Source organism: Ruegeria jejuensis (assembly GCF_041537905.1).
Classification (GTDB): domain Bacteria; phylum Pseudomonadota; class Alphaproteobacteria; order Rhodobacterales; family Rhodobacteraceae; genus Ruegeria_C.
This window is the reverse complement of the sequence record NZ_JBGRUO010000007.1, coordinates 116,193-132,565: the sequence shown is the minus strand read 5'-3', so window position 1 is coordinate 132,565 and position 16,373 is coordinate 116,193. Positions and strand designations below refer to the sequence as shown.

Annotated in this window: 16 protein-coding genes; 4 read left to right on the top strand and 12 right to left on the bottom strand. The window is 59.7% G+C overall.

Annotation, left to right across the window (positions count from 1 at the left end):
• Positions 1–47: 47 nt before the first annotated feature.
• From AB1E34_RS10535 to AB1E34_RS10510, 6 genes are all read right to left on the bottom strand, one after another.
• Positions 48–1,718, bottom strand: a complete 1,671-nt coding sequence (locus AB1E34_RS10535; RefSeq protein ID WP_372572303.1) for a BCCT family transporter — start codon at positions 1,716–1,718, stop codon at positions 48–50.
• 67 nt (positions 1,719–1,785) lie between these two features.
• The gene (locus tag AB1E34_RS10530; RefSeq protein ID WP_372572302.1) at positions 1,786–3,249 is read right to left on the bottom strand and encodes an aldehyde dehydrogenase; all 1,464 of its coding nucleotides are present in this window, start codon (positions 3,247–3,249) and stop codon (positions 1,786–1,788) included.
• A 14-nt stretch (positions 3,250–3,263) separates the two neighbouring features.
• On the bottom strand, positions 3,264–4,301 hold the full coding sequence (locus tag AB1E34_RS10525) for an LLM class flavin-dependent oxidoreductase (RefSeq protein ID WP_372572301.1): 1,038 nt from the start codon (positions 4,299–4,301) through the stop codon (positions 3,264–3,266).
• A gap of 7 nt (positions 4,302–4,308) precedes the next feature.
• Positions 4,309–5,244, bottom strand: coding sequence for a flavin reductase (locus tag AB1E34_RS10520; protein WP_372572300.1), 936 nt, complete (start codon positions 5,242–5,244; stop codon positions 4,309–4,311).
• Positions 5,241–6,068, bottom strand: coding sequence for an alpha/beta fold hydrolase (locus AB1E34_RS10515; RefSeq protein ID WP_372572299.1), 828 nt, complete (start codon positions 6,066–6,068; stop codon positions 5,241–5,243). Before AB1E34_RS10515 ends, AB1E34_RS10520 begins: the two co-directional genes overlap by 4 nt.
• A complete protein-coding gene (locus AB1E34_RS10510; protein WP_372572298.1) occupies positions 6,040–6,642 on the bottom strand; it encodes an amino acid synthesis family protein in 603 nt (200 codons plus the stop codon). Before AB1E34_RS10510 ends, AB1E34_RS10515 begins: the two co-directional genes overlap by 29 nt.
• A 102-nt stretch (positions 6,643–6,744) precedes the next feature.
• Between AB1E34_RS10510 and AB1E34_RS10505 the strand changes: the two genes are divergently transcribed.
• From AB1E34_RS10505 to AB1E34_RS10495, 3 genes are all read left to right on the top strand, one after another.
• Positions 6,745–7,437 (top strand): GntR family transcriptional regulator, encoded by a 693-nt coding sequence (locus AB1E34_RS10505; protein WP_372572297.1) that lies wholly within the window; start codon positions 6,745–6,747, stop codon positions 7,435–7,437.
• Complete coding sequence (locus tag AB1E34_RS10500) at positions 7,430–7,726, top strand: DUF1330 domain-containing protein (RefSeq protein ID WP_372572296.1); 297 nt, start codon at positions 7,430–7,432, stop codon at positions 7,724–7,726. Before AB1E34_RS10505 ends, AB1E34_RS10500 begins: the two co-directional genes overlap by 8 nt.
• Positions 7,727–7,927: 201 nt before the next feature.
• Positions 7,928–8,800, top strand: coding sequence for an SMP-30/gluconolactonase/LRE family protein (locus AB1E34_RS10495; protein ID WP_372572295.1), 873 nt, complete (start codon positions 7,928–7,930; stop codon positions 8,798–8,800).
• Between the two features lie 76 nt (positions 8,801–8,876).
• On the opposite strand, the gene AB1E34_RS10490 is transcribed toward AB1E34_RS10495, so the two are convergent.
• The 6 genes from AB1E34_RS10490 to AB1E34_RS10465 are packed head-to-tail and all read right to left on the bottom strand — an operon-like array spanning position 8,877 to position 15,463.
• Positions 8,877–9,641, bottom strand: coding sequence for an ABC transporter permease (locus AB1E34_RS10490; protein ID WP_372572294.1), 765 nt, complete (start codon positions 9,639–9,641; stop codon positions 8,877–8,879).
• Position 9,642: 1 nt separating this feature from the next.
• Entirely contained in the window at positions 9,643–10,425 is a 783-nt protein-coding gene (locus AB1E34_RS10485; protein ID WP_372572293.1) for an ABC transporter ATP-binding protein, read from the bottom strand.
• Positions 10,422–11,420: an ABC transporter substrate-binding protein gene (locus tag AB1E34_RS10480; RefSeq protein ID WP_372572292.1), complete on the bottom strand. Its 999-nt coding sequence runs from the start codon at positions 11,418–11,420 to the stop codon at positions 10,422–10,424. Before AB1E34_RS10480 ends, AB1E34_RS10485 begins: the two co-directional genes overlap by 4 nt.
• Before the next feature lie 33 nt (positions 11,421–11,453).
• On the bottom strand, positions 11,454–12,278 hold the full coding sequence (locus tag AB1E34_RS10475; protein WP_372572291.1) for an alpha/beta fold hydrolase: 825 nt from the start codon (positions 12,276–12,278) through the stop codon (positions 11,454–11,456).
• Positions 12,271–13,431, bottom strand: a complete 1,161-nt coding sequence (locus AB1E34_RS10470; RefSeq protein ID WP_372572290.1) for a TIM barrel protein — start codon at positions 13,429–13,431, stop codon at positions 12,271–12,273. Before AB1E34_RS10470 ends, AB1E34_RS10475 begins: the two co-directional genes overlap by 8 nt.
• A 31-nt stretch (positions 13,432–13,462) precedes the next feature.
• A complete protein-coding gene (locus AB1E34_RS10465) occupies positions 13,463–15,463 on the bottom strand; it encodes an alpha-ketoacid dehydrogenase subunit alpha/beta (RefSeq protein WP_372572289.1) in 2,001 nt (666 codons plus the stop codon).
• A gap of 145 nt (positions 15,464–15,608) precedes the next feature.
• On the opposite strand from AB1E34_RS10465, the gene AB1E34_RS10460 reads away from it, so the two are divergent.
• Positions 15,609–16,349: an IclR family transcriptional regulator gene (locus AB1E34_RS10460; RefSeq protein WP_372572288.1), complete on the top strand. Its 741-nt coding sequence runs from the start codon at positions 15,609–15,611 to the stop codon at positions 16,347–16,349.
• Positions 16,350–16,373: the final 24 nt, after the last annotated feature.

Genomic DNA, 16,373 nt, shown 5'->3' with positions numbered 1-16,373 from the left:
AAACGGGCGGAATTACCCCCGCCCGTTCAAAAGCTTCTGTGTTGGGATCAGGCGTGCAGATCGCCATCCAGCGCTGTGCCATCCGGCGCCGCGTCAGTCGCTGGTTTTGCGGCTGAACTGTCCTCGATAAGCGATTTGATAACGCCCCAGGCCATCAGAACCACGAGGATCGAGATCGGCAGCGCGGCTGCAATGGCGGCCGTTTGCAAGGCTGACAGACCACCTGCCATCAGCAACACGGCCGCCACCAGACCCTGCGCGGCGCCCCATACGACCCGGTGCAGTTTCGGCGGGTGTGCGTTGCCCATCGACAGGATCGTGGTCACAACCAACGTGCCGGAATCCGAGCTGGTGATGAACCAGGTGGCCAGCAGGAAGGTGGCCAGCGCAGATACGATCCAGGACAGGGTTCCGTTCACCGCCAGCAGTTCAATCGTGCCATACAAGGTCCCGCCCAGGTTCCAGTTGTTCACCATGTCGATCAGACCGGCCGACCCCACGCCATTGGCTGCATTCAGTTCAAGGAACAGCGCGTTGCCGCCAAAGATCGAAATCCAGATGAACGCCATCGTAGTGGGGACGAACATGGCACCCAGCATGAACTCGCGAATGGTGCGACCCTTGGAAATGCGCGCCACGAACATGCCGACAAACGGTGCCCAACTGAGCCACCAGCCCCAGTAGAAGATGGTCCAGCCACCCTGCCAGGATACGTCTCCGGGCTCGGACGCGGTCCAGAACCCCATCGACCACAGACCGGTTGCATAGTCGCCAACTGCGTTGATGAAGAACCCGATCAGCCACTGGGTCGGGCCTGCGAACAGGAAGAACAGAACCAGCAGGATGGACAGGATGATGTTCCATTCCGACAGGATACGAATACCCTTTCCGATGCCTGATACCGCCGACAGGGTCGCGATGATCGAAATGCCAACTACCAGTCCGACTTTCAGGCCGGTGCCGGTGCCGGTGTTGAACAGCACGTTCAGCCCCTCGGCCATCTGGGTAACACCCAGCCCCATCGAGGTTGCGATACCAAAGACGGTGCCGAAAACCGCCAACAGATCAACCGCGTGACCCGCTGGGCCGTAGATCCGGTCGCCCAGGATCGGATACAGCGCCGACCGGAAGGTCAGAGGCAGCTTTTTGCGGAACGCAAAATACCCCAGTGCCAGACCGGTCATGGTGTAGATCGCCCAGCCATGCAGACCCCAATGGAAGTTGGTGACAACAACCGCGTCCACCGCGCGTTGCACGTTCATCTCGGTGTGTCCTGCCGCATCGGCAAACGGATTGTTCGGATAGCCCCAGCCTGCCGCATTATCGAAGTAGAACAGCGGCTCGGCGATACCAAAGAACAGGATACCGATGGACACACCCGCCGAGAACAGCATCGCGAACCACGAAAAGTTGCTGAATTCGGGGCGGCTGTCATCGTCGCCCAGCCGGATCGAGCCAAAGCGGCTGAACATCAGGAACAGGCAGACAAAAAACAGAATGAGGACAGAGCTGATATAATACCAGCTGAGCGCCCCTTCGACCCAGGACCGCACGCCCTGATAGACGCTGCTGGCGAAGTCGACATTGAGAATGGTGAACAGCACAAATGCGGCAACCATCGCCTTAGACGCGATGCTCATACCGTTGTGTAGCCCTTTGAAAATCCCCTTTTCGGAAACCAGATGGTCGCCGTTTTGAGGGGGCCGGATATCAGCCATAGTGTAGTCCTCCTGTTGATGTAGGAATGCACCGCTTTTCTGTTCGCGCGGTTTCTCAAGTTGGCCGTCACCGCATGATGAAGGGGTCTGGGATCGGGTCGTCGCTGGTTCGCAGCCAGACGGATTTGACCTTGGTGTAATCCAGCGCGGCTTGTATTCCGCCTTCTCTGCCGTGGCCGGAGAGGCCATGCCCGCCAAACGGCGCGATGGGGCTGACGGCGCGATATGTGTTGACCCAGACGATGCCGGCGCGGATGGCGCGGATCATGCGGTGCGCGCGGGTCAGGTTCTGGGTGAACAGGCCCGAGGCCAGACCGAACTGCGTGTTGTTGGCGATGGCGATGGCCTCGTCTTCGGTCTCGAAAGACACAACCGACAGAACCGGGCCAAAGAATTCGTTGGTCAGACTGTCCGCATCTCGCGCGTCCGAGCAATCCAGAATGGTGGGCGGGAAGTAGAACCCGTCCCGGTCGATGGGCCTGCCGCCGGTCACCAGCTTGGCGCCCTGAGCAACGGAGCGTGCGATCAGATCAACCGCGATGTCGCGCTGACGCTTTGTACACAGCGGGCCAACCTCGGTGCCCATATCATCGGGCAAACCGATGACCACGGCTTCGGCCTTTTCCTTGAGGCGGGCCAGGAAAGCGTCCTTGATCGAAGCCTGAACCACAAGGCGCGACCCGGCCACGCAGCTTTGCCCGGTGGCGGCAAAAATGCCCGAGATCTGCGCGTTCACGGCACTTTCGATATCGGCATCCTCGAACACGATGAACGGCGATTTGCCGCCCAGTTCCAGCGAGGTGGAGGCCAGGTTCTCGGCCGAGTTGCGCACGATATGGCGCGCTGTCTCTGGCCCGCCGGTAAAGGCGACATGGGCCACTTTGGGATGGCTGGTCAGGGTGGCCCCGGCCATGGGGCCGCCGGTGATGACGTTCAGCACGCCTTTGGGAAAGCCTGCCTGATCAAAGATGCGCGCAAATTCCAGCATCGGCGCCGGGCCGTCCTCGGACGCTTTCAGAACAACGGTGCAGCCTGCCGCCAGCGCCGGTCCGATCTTGACCGCCGACAGGAACAGCTGCGAGTTCCAGGGCACCACCGCCGCCACAACGCCGATCGGCTCGCGGCGCAGCCAGACTTCCATATCCGGCTTGTCGATCGGCAGATGCGCGCCCTCGATCTTGTCGGCCAGCCCGGCATAATACCGGTAATATTCCGCCACATAAGCGATCTGCGCCGATGTTTCGCGGATGATCTTGCCGGTATCGCGGGTCTCAAGCTCGGCCAGACGCGGGGCGTTTTCCGCGATCAGGTCGGCCAGCCGGTAGAGCAGCTTGCCGCGTGCGGTGGCGGTCATCCCCGCCCATTCGGGCGAGAAGAACGCGCGTTCGGCAGCCTCAACAGCCCTGTTGACATCCTCGGCCCCGGCCTCGGGCATTTGCGCCCAGACCGTGCCGGTTGCCGGGTCCAGACTGTCGAACCGGTCGGACCCGTCCGAGAAGGCGCCATCGATATACTGTTGAAACTGCTGCATTTTACGACGATCCCTTACTGAAAGGCCGGCATGACGTCTTTGATGAACCGCTCCAGCGAGGCTTTCTTGCGCTCGAACGGCATGCTGGAATCGATCCAGAAGGAATACTCGTCATAGCCAAGCTCCTGATACTGGCGCAGCCGGTCGATGACCGTATCGGCGGTGCCGATCACCAGATCACGCTCCATATTCTCGGGGGTATAGAAGGGATGCGCCGCGATCTCCTCGTCGCTCAGCGGGTCGATCAGGCCCTGTGATATCTCTCGCTTGTTCATGAACCACGCGCCAAAATAGCAATAGAACCGGTTCAGCTCGATCGCGGCCTGTTTCACATCCGCATCATCCCCGGCCACATAAGTGTGCATCAGCAGCATGACTTTGGGTCGCGGAATGTCGGGGAACTTGGCGCAGGCATCGTTGAACTTGGACATGAGGCTGCGGACTTCATCGTCCCCGTTCCAGAGCGGCGTCACCTGGACGTTGCAGTTGTTCTGAACCGCAAACTCGTGGCTGTTGGGGTCGCGTGCGGCCACCCAGATCGGCGGACCATCCTGCTGGACGGGCTGCGGGGCGGATGTGGTTTTGGGGAACTGATAGAATTCCCCCTCATGCACATAATCGCCCTGCCACAGGTTTTGCACGGCGGGGACCAGTTCGCGCATGCGCTGACCGGCCTCCCAGGCGTCCAGACCCGGCATGAGGCGCTCATATTCGAACGTATAGGCCCCGCGCGCGATCCCCAGATCCAGGCGACCGTCGGTGATGATATCGGCCATGGCCGCCTCACCCGCCAGACGGATCGGGTGCCAGAACGGCGCGATCACGGTACCCGTGCCCAGCCGCACGTTCTTGGTGTGGCGCGCGATATCGACCAGGTTCAGGAACGGGTTCGGCGCGATGGTGAAGTTCATGCCATGGTGCTCGCCAGTCCAGACCGCGTGCATCCCGCCATCGTCAGCGATCTTGCAGAGCTGAATGAACTCGTCATAGAGCTGTTTCTGGTCCTGATCCGGTGAGATCCGCTCCATATGCGCAAAGAGTGAGAACTTCATTTTCGACTTAACTCCCAGGGGTAAGCGGCTTGACCTCGCCACTCACCTCGTTGCCGTAATACACCCCAAAATTCCCCATGCGGCTTTCCCTGGCGAACCGCTCCAGCATGGTGCAGATCGCCGGATCAGCGACATCCATCAATGTGGACGCGTTGAGCTCGGTGTAGACACCGTTCTCGGGCTCGCCATCGGCGGCCTGGCACAGGAATGAGATGTGTTGGTGTTTGCGCGCTTCATCCTGATAGACGGAAAAGACAAATCCCGGTTCCGCCTGTACCCCGCTGTCGCTGATCAGCCTCATCAGCGCCGCGTTGGCCCCATCTGCCACATCGTCGGTGGCCGGGATCGTCAGACCGCCATTGCCATCGTCCTGCAACAGGATCTTCCCGTTCCGTTCGATCAGGGCGGATACGATCATGCCGGTGCGCTTGCTCATCGCCTTCGCCTCGGCGGCGGGGGTGACATAGGCGCCGCGGGCATAGCCCAGCCCCGGTGCGATTTTTTGATCAAAGGCTTTGACCTCGCCGATCAGGATCAGGTGATCGCCTGCATCCACCGTGTTGAACATGCTGCAATCGAACCAGGCCGATACATCGTCCAGAATGGGGGATCCGTGCGGCCCCGGCTGCCAGTCCACCTTGGCGAACCGGTCCTCGACCGGGCGGGCAAAGGTGTTGGAGACCTCGATCTGGGACTCGGCCAGTATGTTGATGGCAAAGCGCGACGTGTTCGCGAACGTGTCGTAATTGCGTGAGGTATTTGCGAGACAGACCAGAACCAGAGGCGGATCAAGCGAGACCGAGGCAAAGGAATTTGCGGTAAATCCCAGCGGGTTGCCGGCATCGTCATGGGCCGTCACAACGGTCACGCCGGTCATGAACGTGCCAAAGGCGTTTCGCAGGGCGCGCGGGTCGTTCAATGTGTCGGGGTCAAATTCGATCATGTGGGATCACCCTCTTGCAGTGGGGTTGCCAGCCAGGTCTCCAGCGCTGCGTTGACCGCATCCGGAGCCGTCAGGTTGACCATATGCCGATGGTTTTCGATGACAACAGCCTGCCCGCGCGGGGCCGCCTGCGCCATGGCCTGCGACATGGCCGGGGTTGAATTGGGATCGCCGTCGCCTGTCAGCGCCAGCAGCGGGCAGGCGATCTGCCCGAACCCGTCCGCATAAAGCCTGTCGCCCCGCGCAAACGCACCGTAAGCGGTGGCATAGCCGTCGATATCGACCTCGGACAGCCACGACGCCACGCAGTCGCGTGCCGCCCGGTCCGTTGCAGTATCCCCAAACCAGCGCTGCAGCGGCGTTTCCAGATCAAATGCCCCGGTGCCGATCAGCTCGGCCCGCGCGATCACCGATCTGCTGGCCGCCGCGTCGCGGCAATAGACACCGTTCAACAGGGCGACTCGGGCCACCCGGTCCGGGTTGCGCACCGCAAAGCCACCGGCAATCAGCGCGCCCATGGAATGGCCTGCCAGATTGACCTGTTTCAGCTGCAACGCATCCAAAACCGCCAGCAACCAATCCAGAAAGATGGGCAAATCGGACCCGGCGGGGATTTGGTCGCTGCCACCATGGCCGGGCATGTCCAAAGCAATGATATGATGCGCCCCGGCAAGCGCGTCGATCTGCGGCCCCCAGGCCGCCGACTGCATCCCCACACCATGGATCAGCACCAGCGGCGGTGCCATCCCGGCATGGGAAAGCCCCGCCTCGCGATAGGTGACTGTGCCGAAAGGCTCAGACAGCTGCAGGGTTGTCAACGTCATGGCCCAGTTCCTTGAGGTCCTGATAGCGGTCCCCGATCCGGTGATGCGGACGCCCGCCGATCGAGGCGCCAAGCGCGATCATGATCTCGTCCGGCGCGGGCGCATCTGCAACCTGCAGCTGGATCGTCAGGTAGTGGCTGCGCCGCCCACCGTCATTCTTGTCCATCAGCGGAATCTGCATCGGTGCGTTTGCCGGGCCACGGGTGTTGGTAAAGGCCAGATAAGATTTGGCGCCCACCGCCTCGCGGTAGAAATTGCCAAAGCGCAGCGTGTGGATCAGAGCCGAGCCGTGCTCGACCTCACCATTCACACCCACGATGGCCGCCTTGCCGTATCCTTCGACCTTGTCGCCACCCCCGGCGGCCTCCAGCACCATATCCGTCAGCAGCTGACCCAGACCCGGGGCGCAATCATGAATCTCGGGCTTGAGATCTTCGACAAAACCACGCCCGGCCCATGGGTTTGTGATCACGGCAAGAGCGGCGATCATCTTCAGCGGCTGTTCAGCAACCTTGCCCCCTTCGATCAGGGTGTTTTCCACATGCAGCAGGGTTTTGCGGATTTCGGCGGGCATGAATGTGTTCCTTGCGATTCGATGTGGAAACTATGGTATACCATAATACCATCTGTCAATCATACCTTGTCCGACCCCCTGCGACCTGCTAGCCATACCGGCATGAGCACCGCAAAACTGACGAAGATCGACCACCCCCCCGCGACCCTGCGGGACATGGTGCAGGAACGGATGCGCGAGGCCATCATCGAGGGAGTTTTCCAGCCCGGCCAACGGCTTGTCGAACGCCCGCTCTGCGACCAGCTGGGCGTCAGCAGAACCGTCATCCGCGAAACGATACGCTATCTCGAAGCCGAAGGCCTGGTCGAGATCCTGCCCGGGCGCGGCCCGATCGTCGCCATCATGAACCGCGAGGATGCGCGTCAGATCTACGCCATCCGCCGCATGCTCGAAACCGCAGCCGCCGAAGGCTGCGCCCGCAACATCACGCCCGAGCGGGCGCACTCCCTCACGGACGCGCTTGAGCAGCTGAAACGCGGGTTCTCGGACAAGGCACCCGGCGCGCTGTTCCGCGCCACGGCGGATTTCTACTCCGAGATTTTCGACGGCGCCGGGCAATATATCGCCTGGGACATCGTTCAGCGCCTGAACGGCCGGATCAGCCGGTTGCGGATGATGACCTTGTCCACCACCAACCGCGAACGCCCGGGCATCGCCCATATGGAACAGATTTGCCAGGCCATCATCTCGGGTAATCCAGACGCCGCGCGCCGGGCTGTCGAGCGACATCTGGATGACACCAGTGCCATCGCCGACAGGCTGCTCGCAGCAGAGGAAAAAACAGAAAATGACTGACACGCCAAAGGCTTACTGGATCGCCAATGTCACCGTGACCGACCCCGACGCCTATCAGGACTACCAGTCCATCGCCCCCGAAGCGTTCCGCAAATACGGCGCCCGGTTTCTGGCCCGCGGCGAGGCAGAAACCCTGGAAGGCACAAACTGGCAACGACGCGTCATCATCGAATTCGACACGATGCAGCAGGCCCGCAACTGCTACAACTCAACAGAATACCAAACCGCAAGAAAAAAACGCGCAGGAGCATGCAACGCTGATATCGCACTGATCGAAGGGCTGATCTGACAGCCGAACCGAGGCTGTCTTGGACAAAGCTGGGCTTGGTCAATTCGGTTTCAAAAAACGGCCCGCACAGATGCCATCCGCACAAACAAAAAACAGGGTCGAGAAAAGGCATAAATACCGCAGGCTTTTTGCCCCTAAACATTGAATTTCAAACCATAATATGGGACAGTCCGGCAACATAAACAATGCGGTCGTGACCTAATGAAACTTCATCGCCTGGGCTCGTTTCTGAACACGTTGGGCGAGAGCCCTTTGTGGGATCATCGGCGTTCGAAACTGTTCTGGGTTGACAGCCTGAACTGTGAAATCTGGCATCATGATCTGTCTGACGGATCTTTCGGCACGCAGCAGGTTCCTGAACCTGTCGGTGCCCTTGGTCTGCGCGCAAACGGCCAATTGATTGCCTCGCTCAAATCCGGGCTTCATGCGTTTGACCCGGAAACCGGCGCGACTGAGTTTTTGGTCGACCCCGAACCCGACCGGCCCGACAATCGTCTGAACGACGGGCGTGTCGGACCTGATGGGTGCTTCTGGATCGGCTCGCATTGCGATGCGCGCAGATTACCGACAGCAGGGCTTTACAAGATCGGGACGGACCACTCCGTTACCCAAATCGATGATGGCCTGACAATTGCCAATGGTGTTGCCTTTGCGCCGGATGGGTCGCGGCTCTACTACGCCGACACACCTGCAAACGAGCTCTATGTCCGGGACCGCAATCCGGAGACTGGCGTATTGGGCGCGCGTGAGGTGTTTCACGATTTCAGCAACGTGCCGGGTCGTCCGGACGGGGCTGCGGTGGACACCGACGGAAACTACTGGTCCGCCTTCGTACGGGGCGGCGCGATTGGCTGCTTTTCACCCGGTGGCAACCTGTTAAGGAAAATCGAAGTGCCCACCACCTACCCCACCATGTGCGCCTTTGGTGGCAAAAACCTTGATACTCTCTACGTCACCTCGACCAATCATCTGATCGCACATGAAAATCTGCCGGAAGATCCTCATGCAGGTGCAGTCTTTGTGATTGAGGGGTTGGGAGCGACCGGCCTTAAGTCCCACGAATTCGCGGGCTAAAACCAAGCGTCGAGGGAAACAGACGGGCCGCGGTGGGCGCAGACCGGCTGTTTCCCTCTTCGCCCCTGGGAGGTGTCTATTTGCCCTGCCAGTGCAGAACCCGCCGCTGGATTGCGGCAATCACAAGTTCCCACAGCAGGCCAATGAACCCGATGATGATGATCCCCACATAGGTGACGGGGATGTTGAAGTACTGGGCCGAGTCCAGGATCATAAAGCCCAGCCCCGCCTGCGCGCCGATCAGTTCGGAGGCCACAACCAGCGTCCAGCTGATCGCCGAGGCCGCGCGCACCGCTGTCATGATTGCCGGCAATGAGGCCGGAATGATCACCTTGAAAAACAGCTGGAGGCGGGTCAGTCCGATATTCTCACCGGCACGGATGATCAGATCGGGAATGTTGCGGACACCTTCAGCACAATTCAGGATCACGTACCACAGGCAGGCCATAAAGATCAGACCGATCTTGGGGCCTTCGCCGATCCCGAAATAGAAGACGAACAGCGTGATGAAAGCGATGGGCGGAATGGGTCGGAAAAACCCGATAATAGGCGCGGTCAGCGACTCCAGAACTTTGCTGCGCCCGATCATGAGCCCCAGCGGAACACCGATGATGATCGCCAGCGAAAACCCGGACAGAGCGCGGAAGATGCTGATGCCGATATGACCCCACAGCGTCGAGCCACTGTACCCGTTTGCCGCCAGATCGACGATTGTATGGAATAGTGTAACCGGGCTGGGCAGCGTCGTGCCGTCGACCATTCCGGTCATGGTCACGAAAGACCAGATCGCGAACAGGACAAAGCCGGACAGAAGGCTCAGAAAGTTGTTTTGACGACTCATCTCAGAAAGCCTCCTCTGTCTTGGCGCGCAGCATTTCCACGATCTCTCCGCGCAACTCGGCGAACCGCGGATCAGCGGTGATCCCATAGGTGCGGGGCCGTTCGAACGGAATGTCATAGATGCGGGCAATTGTGCCGGGGTGATGCGACATCACCACGACGCGATCTGCAAGAAACAGCGCCTCTTCCACGTCATGCGTGATGAACATGATCGTGGGTTTGTATTCTTCCCAGACCGAGATCAGCAGTTCGTGCATGTTGATCCGCATCTGCGCATCCAGCGCGCCGAATGGCTCGTCCATTAGGATGAGTTTCGGACTGGCCACCAGAACCCGCGCAATCTGCGCCCGTTGCTTCATCCCCCCGGACAGCTGGTAAGGGTAATGGTCGCGGAATTTTTCCAGACCCACGCTTTTGATCACGCGCGCAGCGTCTTGTTCGTATTTCTCGGCAGAGATGCCCCGTGACTTCGGACCAAAGACCACATTGTCGTGGATGCTCATCCAGGGAAACAGCACTGGCTGCTGGAACACCACACCGCGATCGGGATGCGGGCGTTTCACATCTTCGCCCAGCACCTTTAACGTTCCGCCTGTTGGCTGGGTGAAGCCCGCAACCATGTCAAGGAATGTGGACTTACCGCAGCCGCTTGGCCCGACGATACAGACGATCTCTTCCGGCTGGATTTCCAGATTGAAATCCTGAACCGCGATCATCAAATCGGATTTTGAGTTTGGGCCGGAGAATGATTTCTCCAGCCCTTTTGCTTCGAGTATTGGCGTCATTTGCTCGCCTGACTTACAGCGCGACTGTCAAGGAAGTTATCCAGATCGCCCGGCTTGTCCATCAGCTCGGCGGCCAAAGCACGATCCTGAACCCATTGCAGCTGCGCATGCGCACCCGCACCCTCGGTCGTCATGTTAAATGGGGAATCGGCCTCGGTCTGCTTGGCCAGGCTGGCCCAGTCGATCCCGTCGATGATGCGGGTCGCCAGATCCTGCTTGATGCCGGTGAACTCCTCGACCTTCGCAAGCGTCGGTGCGGGGTCTTGTTCGTACATCGCCACGCCCTCCTCCATTGCGTTCAACATCCGCGCCAGGGCGGCCTGATTGGCCTCATCGTCCAGCCACTTGCCGCTGGCAGCGATGCCGAAGAAGTCGCTCAGGCCAACATCGCGGGCGCGATACATCTCTTTGGCGCCCTTCTCGCTGGAAATGGTGATGAAAGGTTCCCAGAACCATGACGCATCCACATTTCCATTCTCAACCGCCGGAACGGCCTGCGGGGGCGGCAGCGAGATGAACTCGATATCGCTGACCTCTAGACCGGCATCCAGCGCCTGCGACACGTGATAGAGATGCAGGATCGAACCCGACGGCGCCGAGATTTTCTTGCCCTTCAGATCGGCATAGGACTCGATGTTGGTGCCTTCGGCTAGAACAAAGCCCTCGATCGGTCCGGCATCGCCAAAAGTATACACCCATTTTGCGTCCAGCCCGCGCGACGACGCCATGTAGAATGCAGCTAGTGCGCCCTGAGCCAGGTCAATGCTGCCCGCCTGAAGTGATTGGAACTCGGCAGGGCCGGATGTGAACTTGATCAGTTCGACGTCAACCCCGTGTTTCTCAAACAGCCCGTGCGCCTCGGCCGCAAACAGCGGCATCAGCGGGATGGGCAGGTAGCCGTAGCGGATCTTGGTCAGGTCCTCGGCCCAGGCACCTGCGGTGCTCGCGGCCAGCGTCAACGCCGCTGCGGCGGCCTTGATGATGGAATATTTCATGTTTTCCTCCCATGAAAATTGCTTGTGTTGTGGTTAACCCCCTGCCGGATAGTGCGTTGCAAGGAATGGATCGACGGCCCCAAAGAACTCGTCGGGTCGCTCGAGATGGACAAAATGTCCAAGCTGGTCGAGCGGGTGATAAGTGATGTCCAAGCCCTCGGGCATATCTGCGATTGTTTTTTCAAGCACTTCCTTGTTCATCAGCCAGTCATCGGTTCCGGCGATGGCAAGGGTTGGCGCCTTGATCTGATGTTGTACGTCGCTCAGGTCGGTTTCGACAAAAGCGACCAGATCGGCGTGCAATGCTCGTGGATTGGTGTAGGGCAGCGTATCTTCAAGGAACTCGCGCCCCTCGTCGGTGCAGCGACGGCCGATCAGGCTGCCCATATTGTCCGCCATCCCATGCATGATGTTGTTATGGGGATGGATCAGATACTCCAGCGCGGGACGCCGCATCAGGGGGCGGTTGATCGACCCCTGAACAGGCACGGACACCTTGACCAGATCGGGGTAATAGGCGGCCATTGAATAACACAATGTGCCGCCCATCGAGGTGCCGCAGACGGCGACCTCGTCAAATCCAAGTGCCTTGAGGATCTCATAGTGGAAATCGCACATCTGCTTGTCAGTCAGCAGATACGGCAGGTCCCGTGAGTAGATGGTGGATTTGCCCCGACCCGGGAGGTCAACTGCGATACAGGTATAGCGATCGCTGAAATGGCGCAGGCTGTCGCGCCAGTGCATGTTGTCACGACCGGCAGGCGCAAAGAACATCAGCGGGCGGCCCTCGCCCATGATCTCGACATAGGCGTCGCAGTCACCGACACGGATATATTCACCGATTGCGTTCTTACGCATTGCCGATCTCCTTCAGGCTGGAGAAGAGGTAGAAGAGAGGGCGCATGTTGCCGTTCAGCTTTGCCGGATCGCCTTCGACAGACATGGTGCCGTGATAGTTGTTCAGCGATTTGATCAGGTGGGACTTGCCGGAGAACAGTTTGTCCCATTCGTCGTTTGGCGCGATGAAGCGGAAATCGACACCGGCGGCGGGCAGGCCCTCGCGCACGTTGACGATCTTGCCGTCGGCGAAACGAAACACCCATTCGGTTCCGTCAATCGACAGCGAAGCTGTCCCTTCGAAAAACGCTGCGCGCTCAAGAAACACAGGGTCGGCGTTCAGTTTCTGAACGAGACCCTCGAAGCGCTGCAAGGATAGGTCTGGTGGCATTGCTGTGAACTCCTGGTAGAACGTCATCCAATCCCGCGCCGCCGCGTCAGGGGACGGCTCGGGCATAAGTTCGGCCGACAGCCAGCCCGAATAGCCCACCATGCGGAGTGCTGTGCGGATGGTGTCGAAATCAATCGAGCCCGTACCAGGAACCAGCCGCGTATTGTCGGCCAGTTGAATATGGTACAAATGAGGCCCAGCCTGGTGAATGGCATCGGCAATCGAGGTTTCTTCGATATTGGCCTGAAAGACATCAAGCGTGATCCCAAGCCCGTCCCGGTCAACCTCGGCAATAAGCGCAAGCGCGTCGGCCACAGTGACAATGCCGGACCCCAGGTATCGGTTGATCGGCTCGACGCAGAGTCGCACGTCTTTCTCGGCGGCATAATCGCACAGCTGTCGCAGACTGCCGACCAGTTGCTCGCGCCCTGCCCCGGAACGCCCACCGACGGCAAGCCCTAGTGACACCAGGCCACCACATTCTGCGGCCACATCAATGGCCCGGTGAATGGCAGCCTTGCTGCGCGTCCGGGCGCAGCCATCCTTGCTGGACAAGGTATCGCCATTGCCGTTGACGGCACCGGTCATGATGCTGGACAGGTGCAACCCGGTTTGATCCAGCAGTTGTTTGAGGCGCGGGACTTCAAATTCAAACGAGTTGCCGTTCAACTCGACGCCTGCATAGCCATAGCGTTTGGCCAGAGCAAAGCCGCACTCCACCCCTTCGACCACGATGGGATCTATGGGACGGTCGCGCCAGCTTATGGTCAGTGTCGATTGCATCGTCTTTGGGGCTCCAGGTCTCTTTCGGTGGCTAGACCATTGCTTTCGCGACGAAGGTCGGCATTTCCTTGACCGCCTGCACGACACGTTCTGCATTTGGGCGCAGGCTTTTCATCAGTTGCGGTGCGGCTGGAACACGCACATCCGGCATGGCAACGCGCGTCACGGTTGGTTTTTCCGAATGCAGTACAGCCTCATACACGCAGGCCAGAACTTCGGCTCCAAAACCGCCTGTTTTATTGGCCTCATGCAGCACAACAACGCGATTGCCCGCCTTGCGCACCACTTTCATCAACGCATCGGTATCCATCGGAACCAGCCAGCGCAGATCCAGGACAGAGGCCGAAACACCCTGTTCCTTCAGCATCGCTGCCGCCTCCATGGCCACGGGAACCATGGTTCCCCAAGTGACAATCGCCACGTCATTGCCGCTGCATCGCAGGCGTGCCTTTCCAACCGGTTCCGCAGTGTCGCTGGTCTCAACCGGTCCGGTCTGCATGTAGAATTCGCGCGCTTCGAACATGACGCAGGGGTCTGGGTCAGCGATCGCGCTGCGCAGCATGTCATAGGCGTCCTGAGCGGTTGCAGGCAGCCCGACCTTCAGGCCGGGAATATGCGCCAACAGGGCCTCAAGGCATTGCGAATGCTGCGCACAGGACCCCGGAGTGGCCCCTTGTTGCGTGCGCATGACCATCGGCACATTGGTCTTGCCGCCGGTGATCGAGCGGATATTGGCCGCCTGATTGATCAACTGATCCAGCGCGACCAGCATGAAATCGGCCCACATGATCTCGACCACGGGGCGCATGCCCTGCATCGCCGCACCTACCGCAGAACCAAGGATGGCCGCCTCGGCAATCGGCGTGTCAAAGACGCGGTCTTCACCAAATTCTTTCTGCAGATTGCGCGTCACACCAAAAATGCCGCCTGCGAAACCTACATCCTCGCCGTAGACGGCCACTTCCGATCGCGCCTGCAGCTCTTGCCGCAAGGCTTCGTTCAGCGCCTGCGCATAGGTCAACTCGCGCGGTTCGGCCCGCGTCGGTGATGTCCCTTGAGCATCGGGTTCAGCCGTTACTGCGCGCAGATCAACCGTGTCGGGGTCCAGCGGCGCTGAGGCCAGCACCGCTTCCACGGTCTGCGCCACCTCTTCCTGCGCCGATGTAATCAGTTCTTCGGCCTTGCTGCTCGACAGGATCGCCTTTGAAACCAGATAGGTCTTGAGGTTTTCCAGCGGATCCCGCTGTTCTGCTTCTTTCTTGTCGGCCTTGGGACGATAATGCTCGATATCGCGGTTGTAATGACCCCAAAGGCGCGGAACCGCACATTCGATCATTGCGGGCCCTTCACCGGCCCGCGCCCGCGCTGCCATGGATTTGACGGCGTCGCGTACGGCAAGCGCATCGGTGCCATCGACCGACAGCGCCTGAATGCCAAAGCTCGCAGCGCGGCGCGTCAGCTTTTCGACCTTGTTGATGACCGTTCCCTTGGTCATCTCAGCCCAGCCATTATTCTCGCAAATCAGGATCATTGGCAGGTTTCGCGCCTTGGCGAAGGACATCGCCTCGCTGACCGAACCCTGATTCATCGCGCCATCTCCGATCGAGACCAGCACCACGTTGTCGTTGCCCTCGCGCAGGTTCGCCATCGCCACACCGCAGGCCATCGGCACACCGGCGCCAACTATCGAATTCTCGCCGATAAAGCGTTTATGCGGGGCCATCATGTAAGCGCTGCCGCCACGGCCCTGGTTGATGCCGACTGACCGATGACACACTTCGCCGATCACCTGCTCCAGCGTCAGGCCGGACTCAATCGCCCAGCCGTGGCCGCGATAGGTTGAGATGATCTGATCTGTGTCTGTCAGCCCCGCCAGCGCCCCGACGGGAACCGCCTCCTGTCCGGCGCAGAGATGTACGGAACCGATGACTTTGGGGTCCTTGCCACCGCTTAAATCCCACACAGCCTGCTCGGCGGCGCGGATTCGAGCGATTCGATAGAGCGAGTCGACAAGAAAATCAAAGTTATTCAACGCGCTTCCTCCCTCGGCGTTGCATTTTGGTCCACCCAAAATGCCAATTTGTATTTTGGTTAGTCCAATATTGGTGTTTGCGCAAGATGTGTCAAGATATTATATATCTTCATATAATGATGATAATTTTGAGGAGAATCGCGATTTGAGCAGTGAAAACAATGAAATCCGGGTCAGATCGGCAGCGCGCGCCTTTGACATCCTGACATTGGTCGCCCAATCAGCTGACGGGCGCAGCGTCCCGGAGCTGGTCGAAGACTTGGGTGTATCGCGACAGTCGATCTATCACCTGCTCCACACGCTTGAGCATATCAACGTGCTGCGGAAGAACCCGCGTCGGCGCTACACGCTTGGCCCGGCCCTGCTGCCCGTGGTCTCCAGTTTCCTGCGCCAGTACACGCCGCAAGAGATTCTGGCCCCCGTGGTCACGCGCCTGGCCGAAGAAACCGGTGAGGCCGCCTATGCCGCCGCTTGGATCGGCAATGATGTGACCGTTGTTGCCAGTGCAGCCGGAGCCGGCCGCATTCGTTCTGACGATGTATCCTTTGGCACGCTGGGCAATGCCCATGCGCGCGCATCGGGCAAGTTGCTCCTGTCGATGCTAACCGACCGCGAGGTTGCTGATTTCCTCGAACAAAATCCGCTCACACCGCGCACGCCCAACACCATCACCGACCGCGCGAAGTTCTGGGAAGAGATCGAGCTGATCCGCGAAAACGGCTATGCGCTGGACCGCGCCGAATACACCAGCCGCAGCCATTGCATCGCCATACCATTCCATCCGATCCCCAACCATGCGCTTGCCATCTCTTCGAACAAATTCCGGTTCGAAGAGAACTTTGACCGATACCTCGCCGTCATGCGCAAGGTCGGCAGCACAATGTAAGGGCGCGCCGGTGAGCAAGGCCGA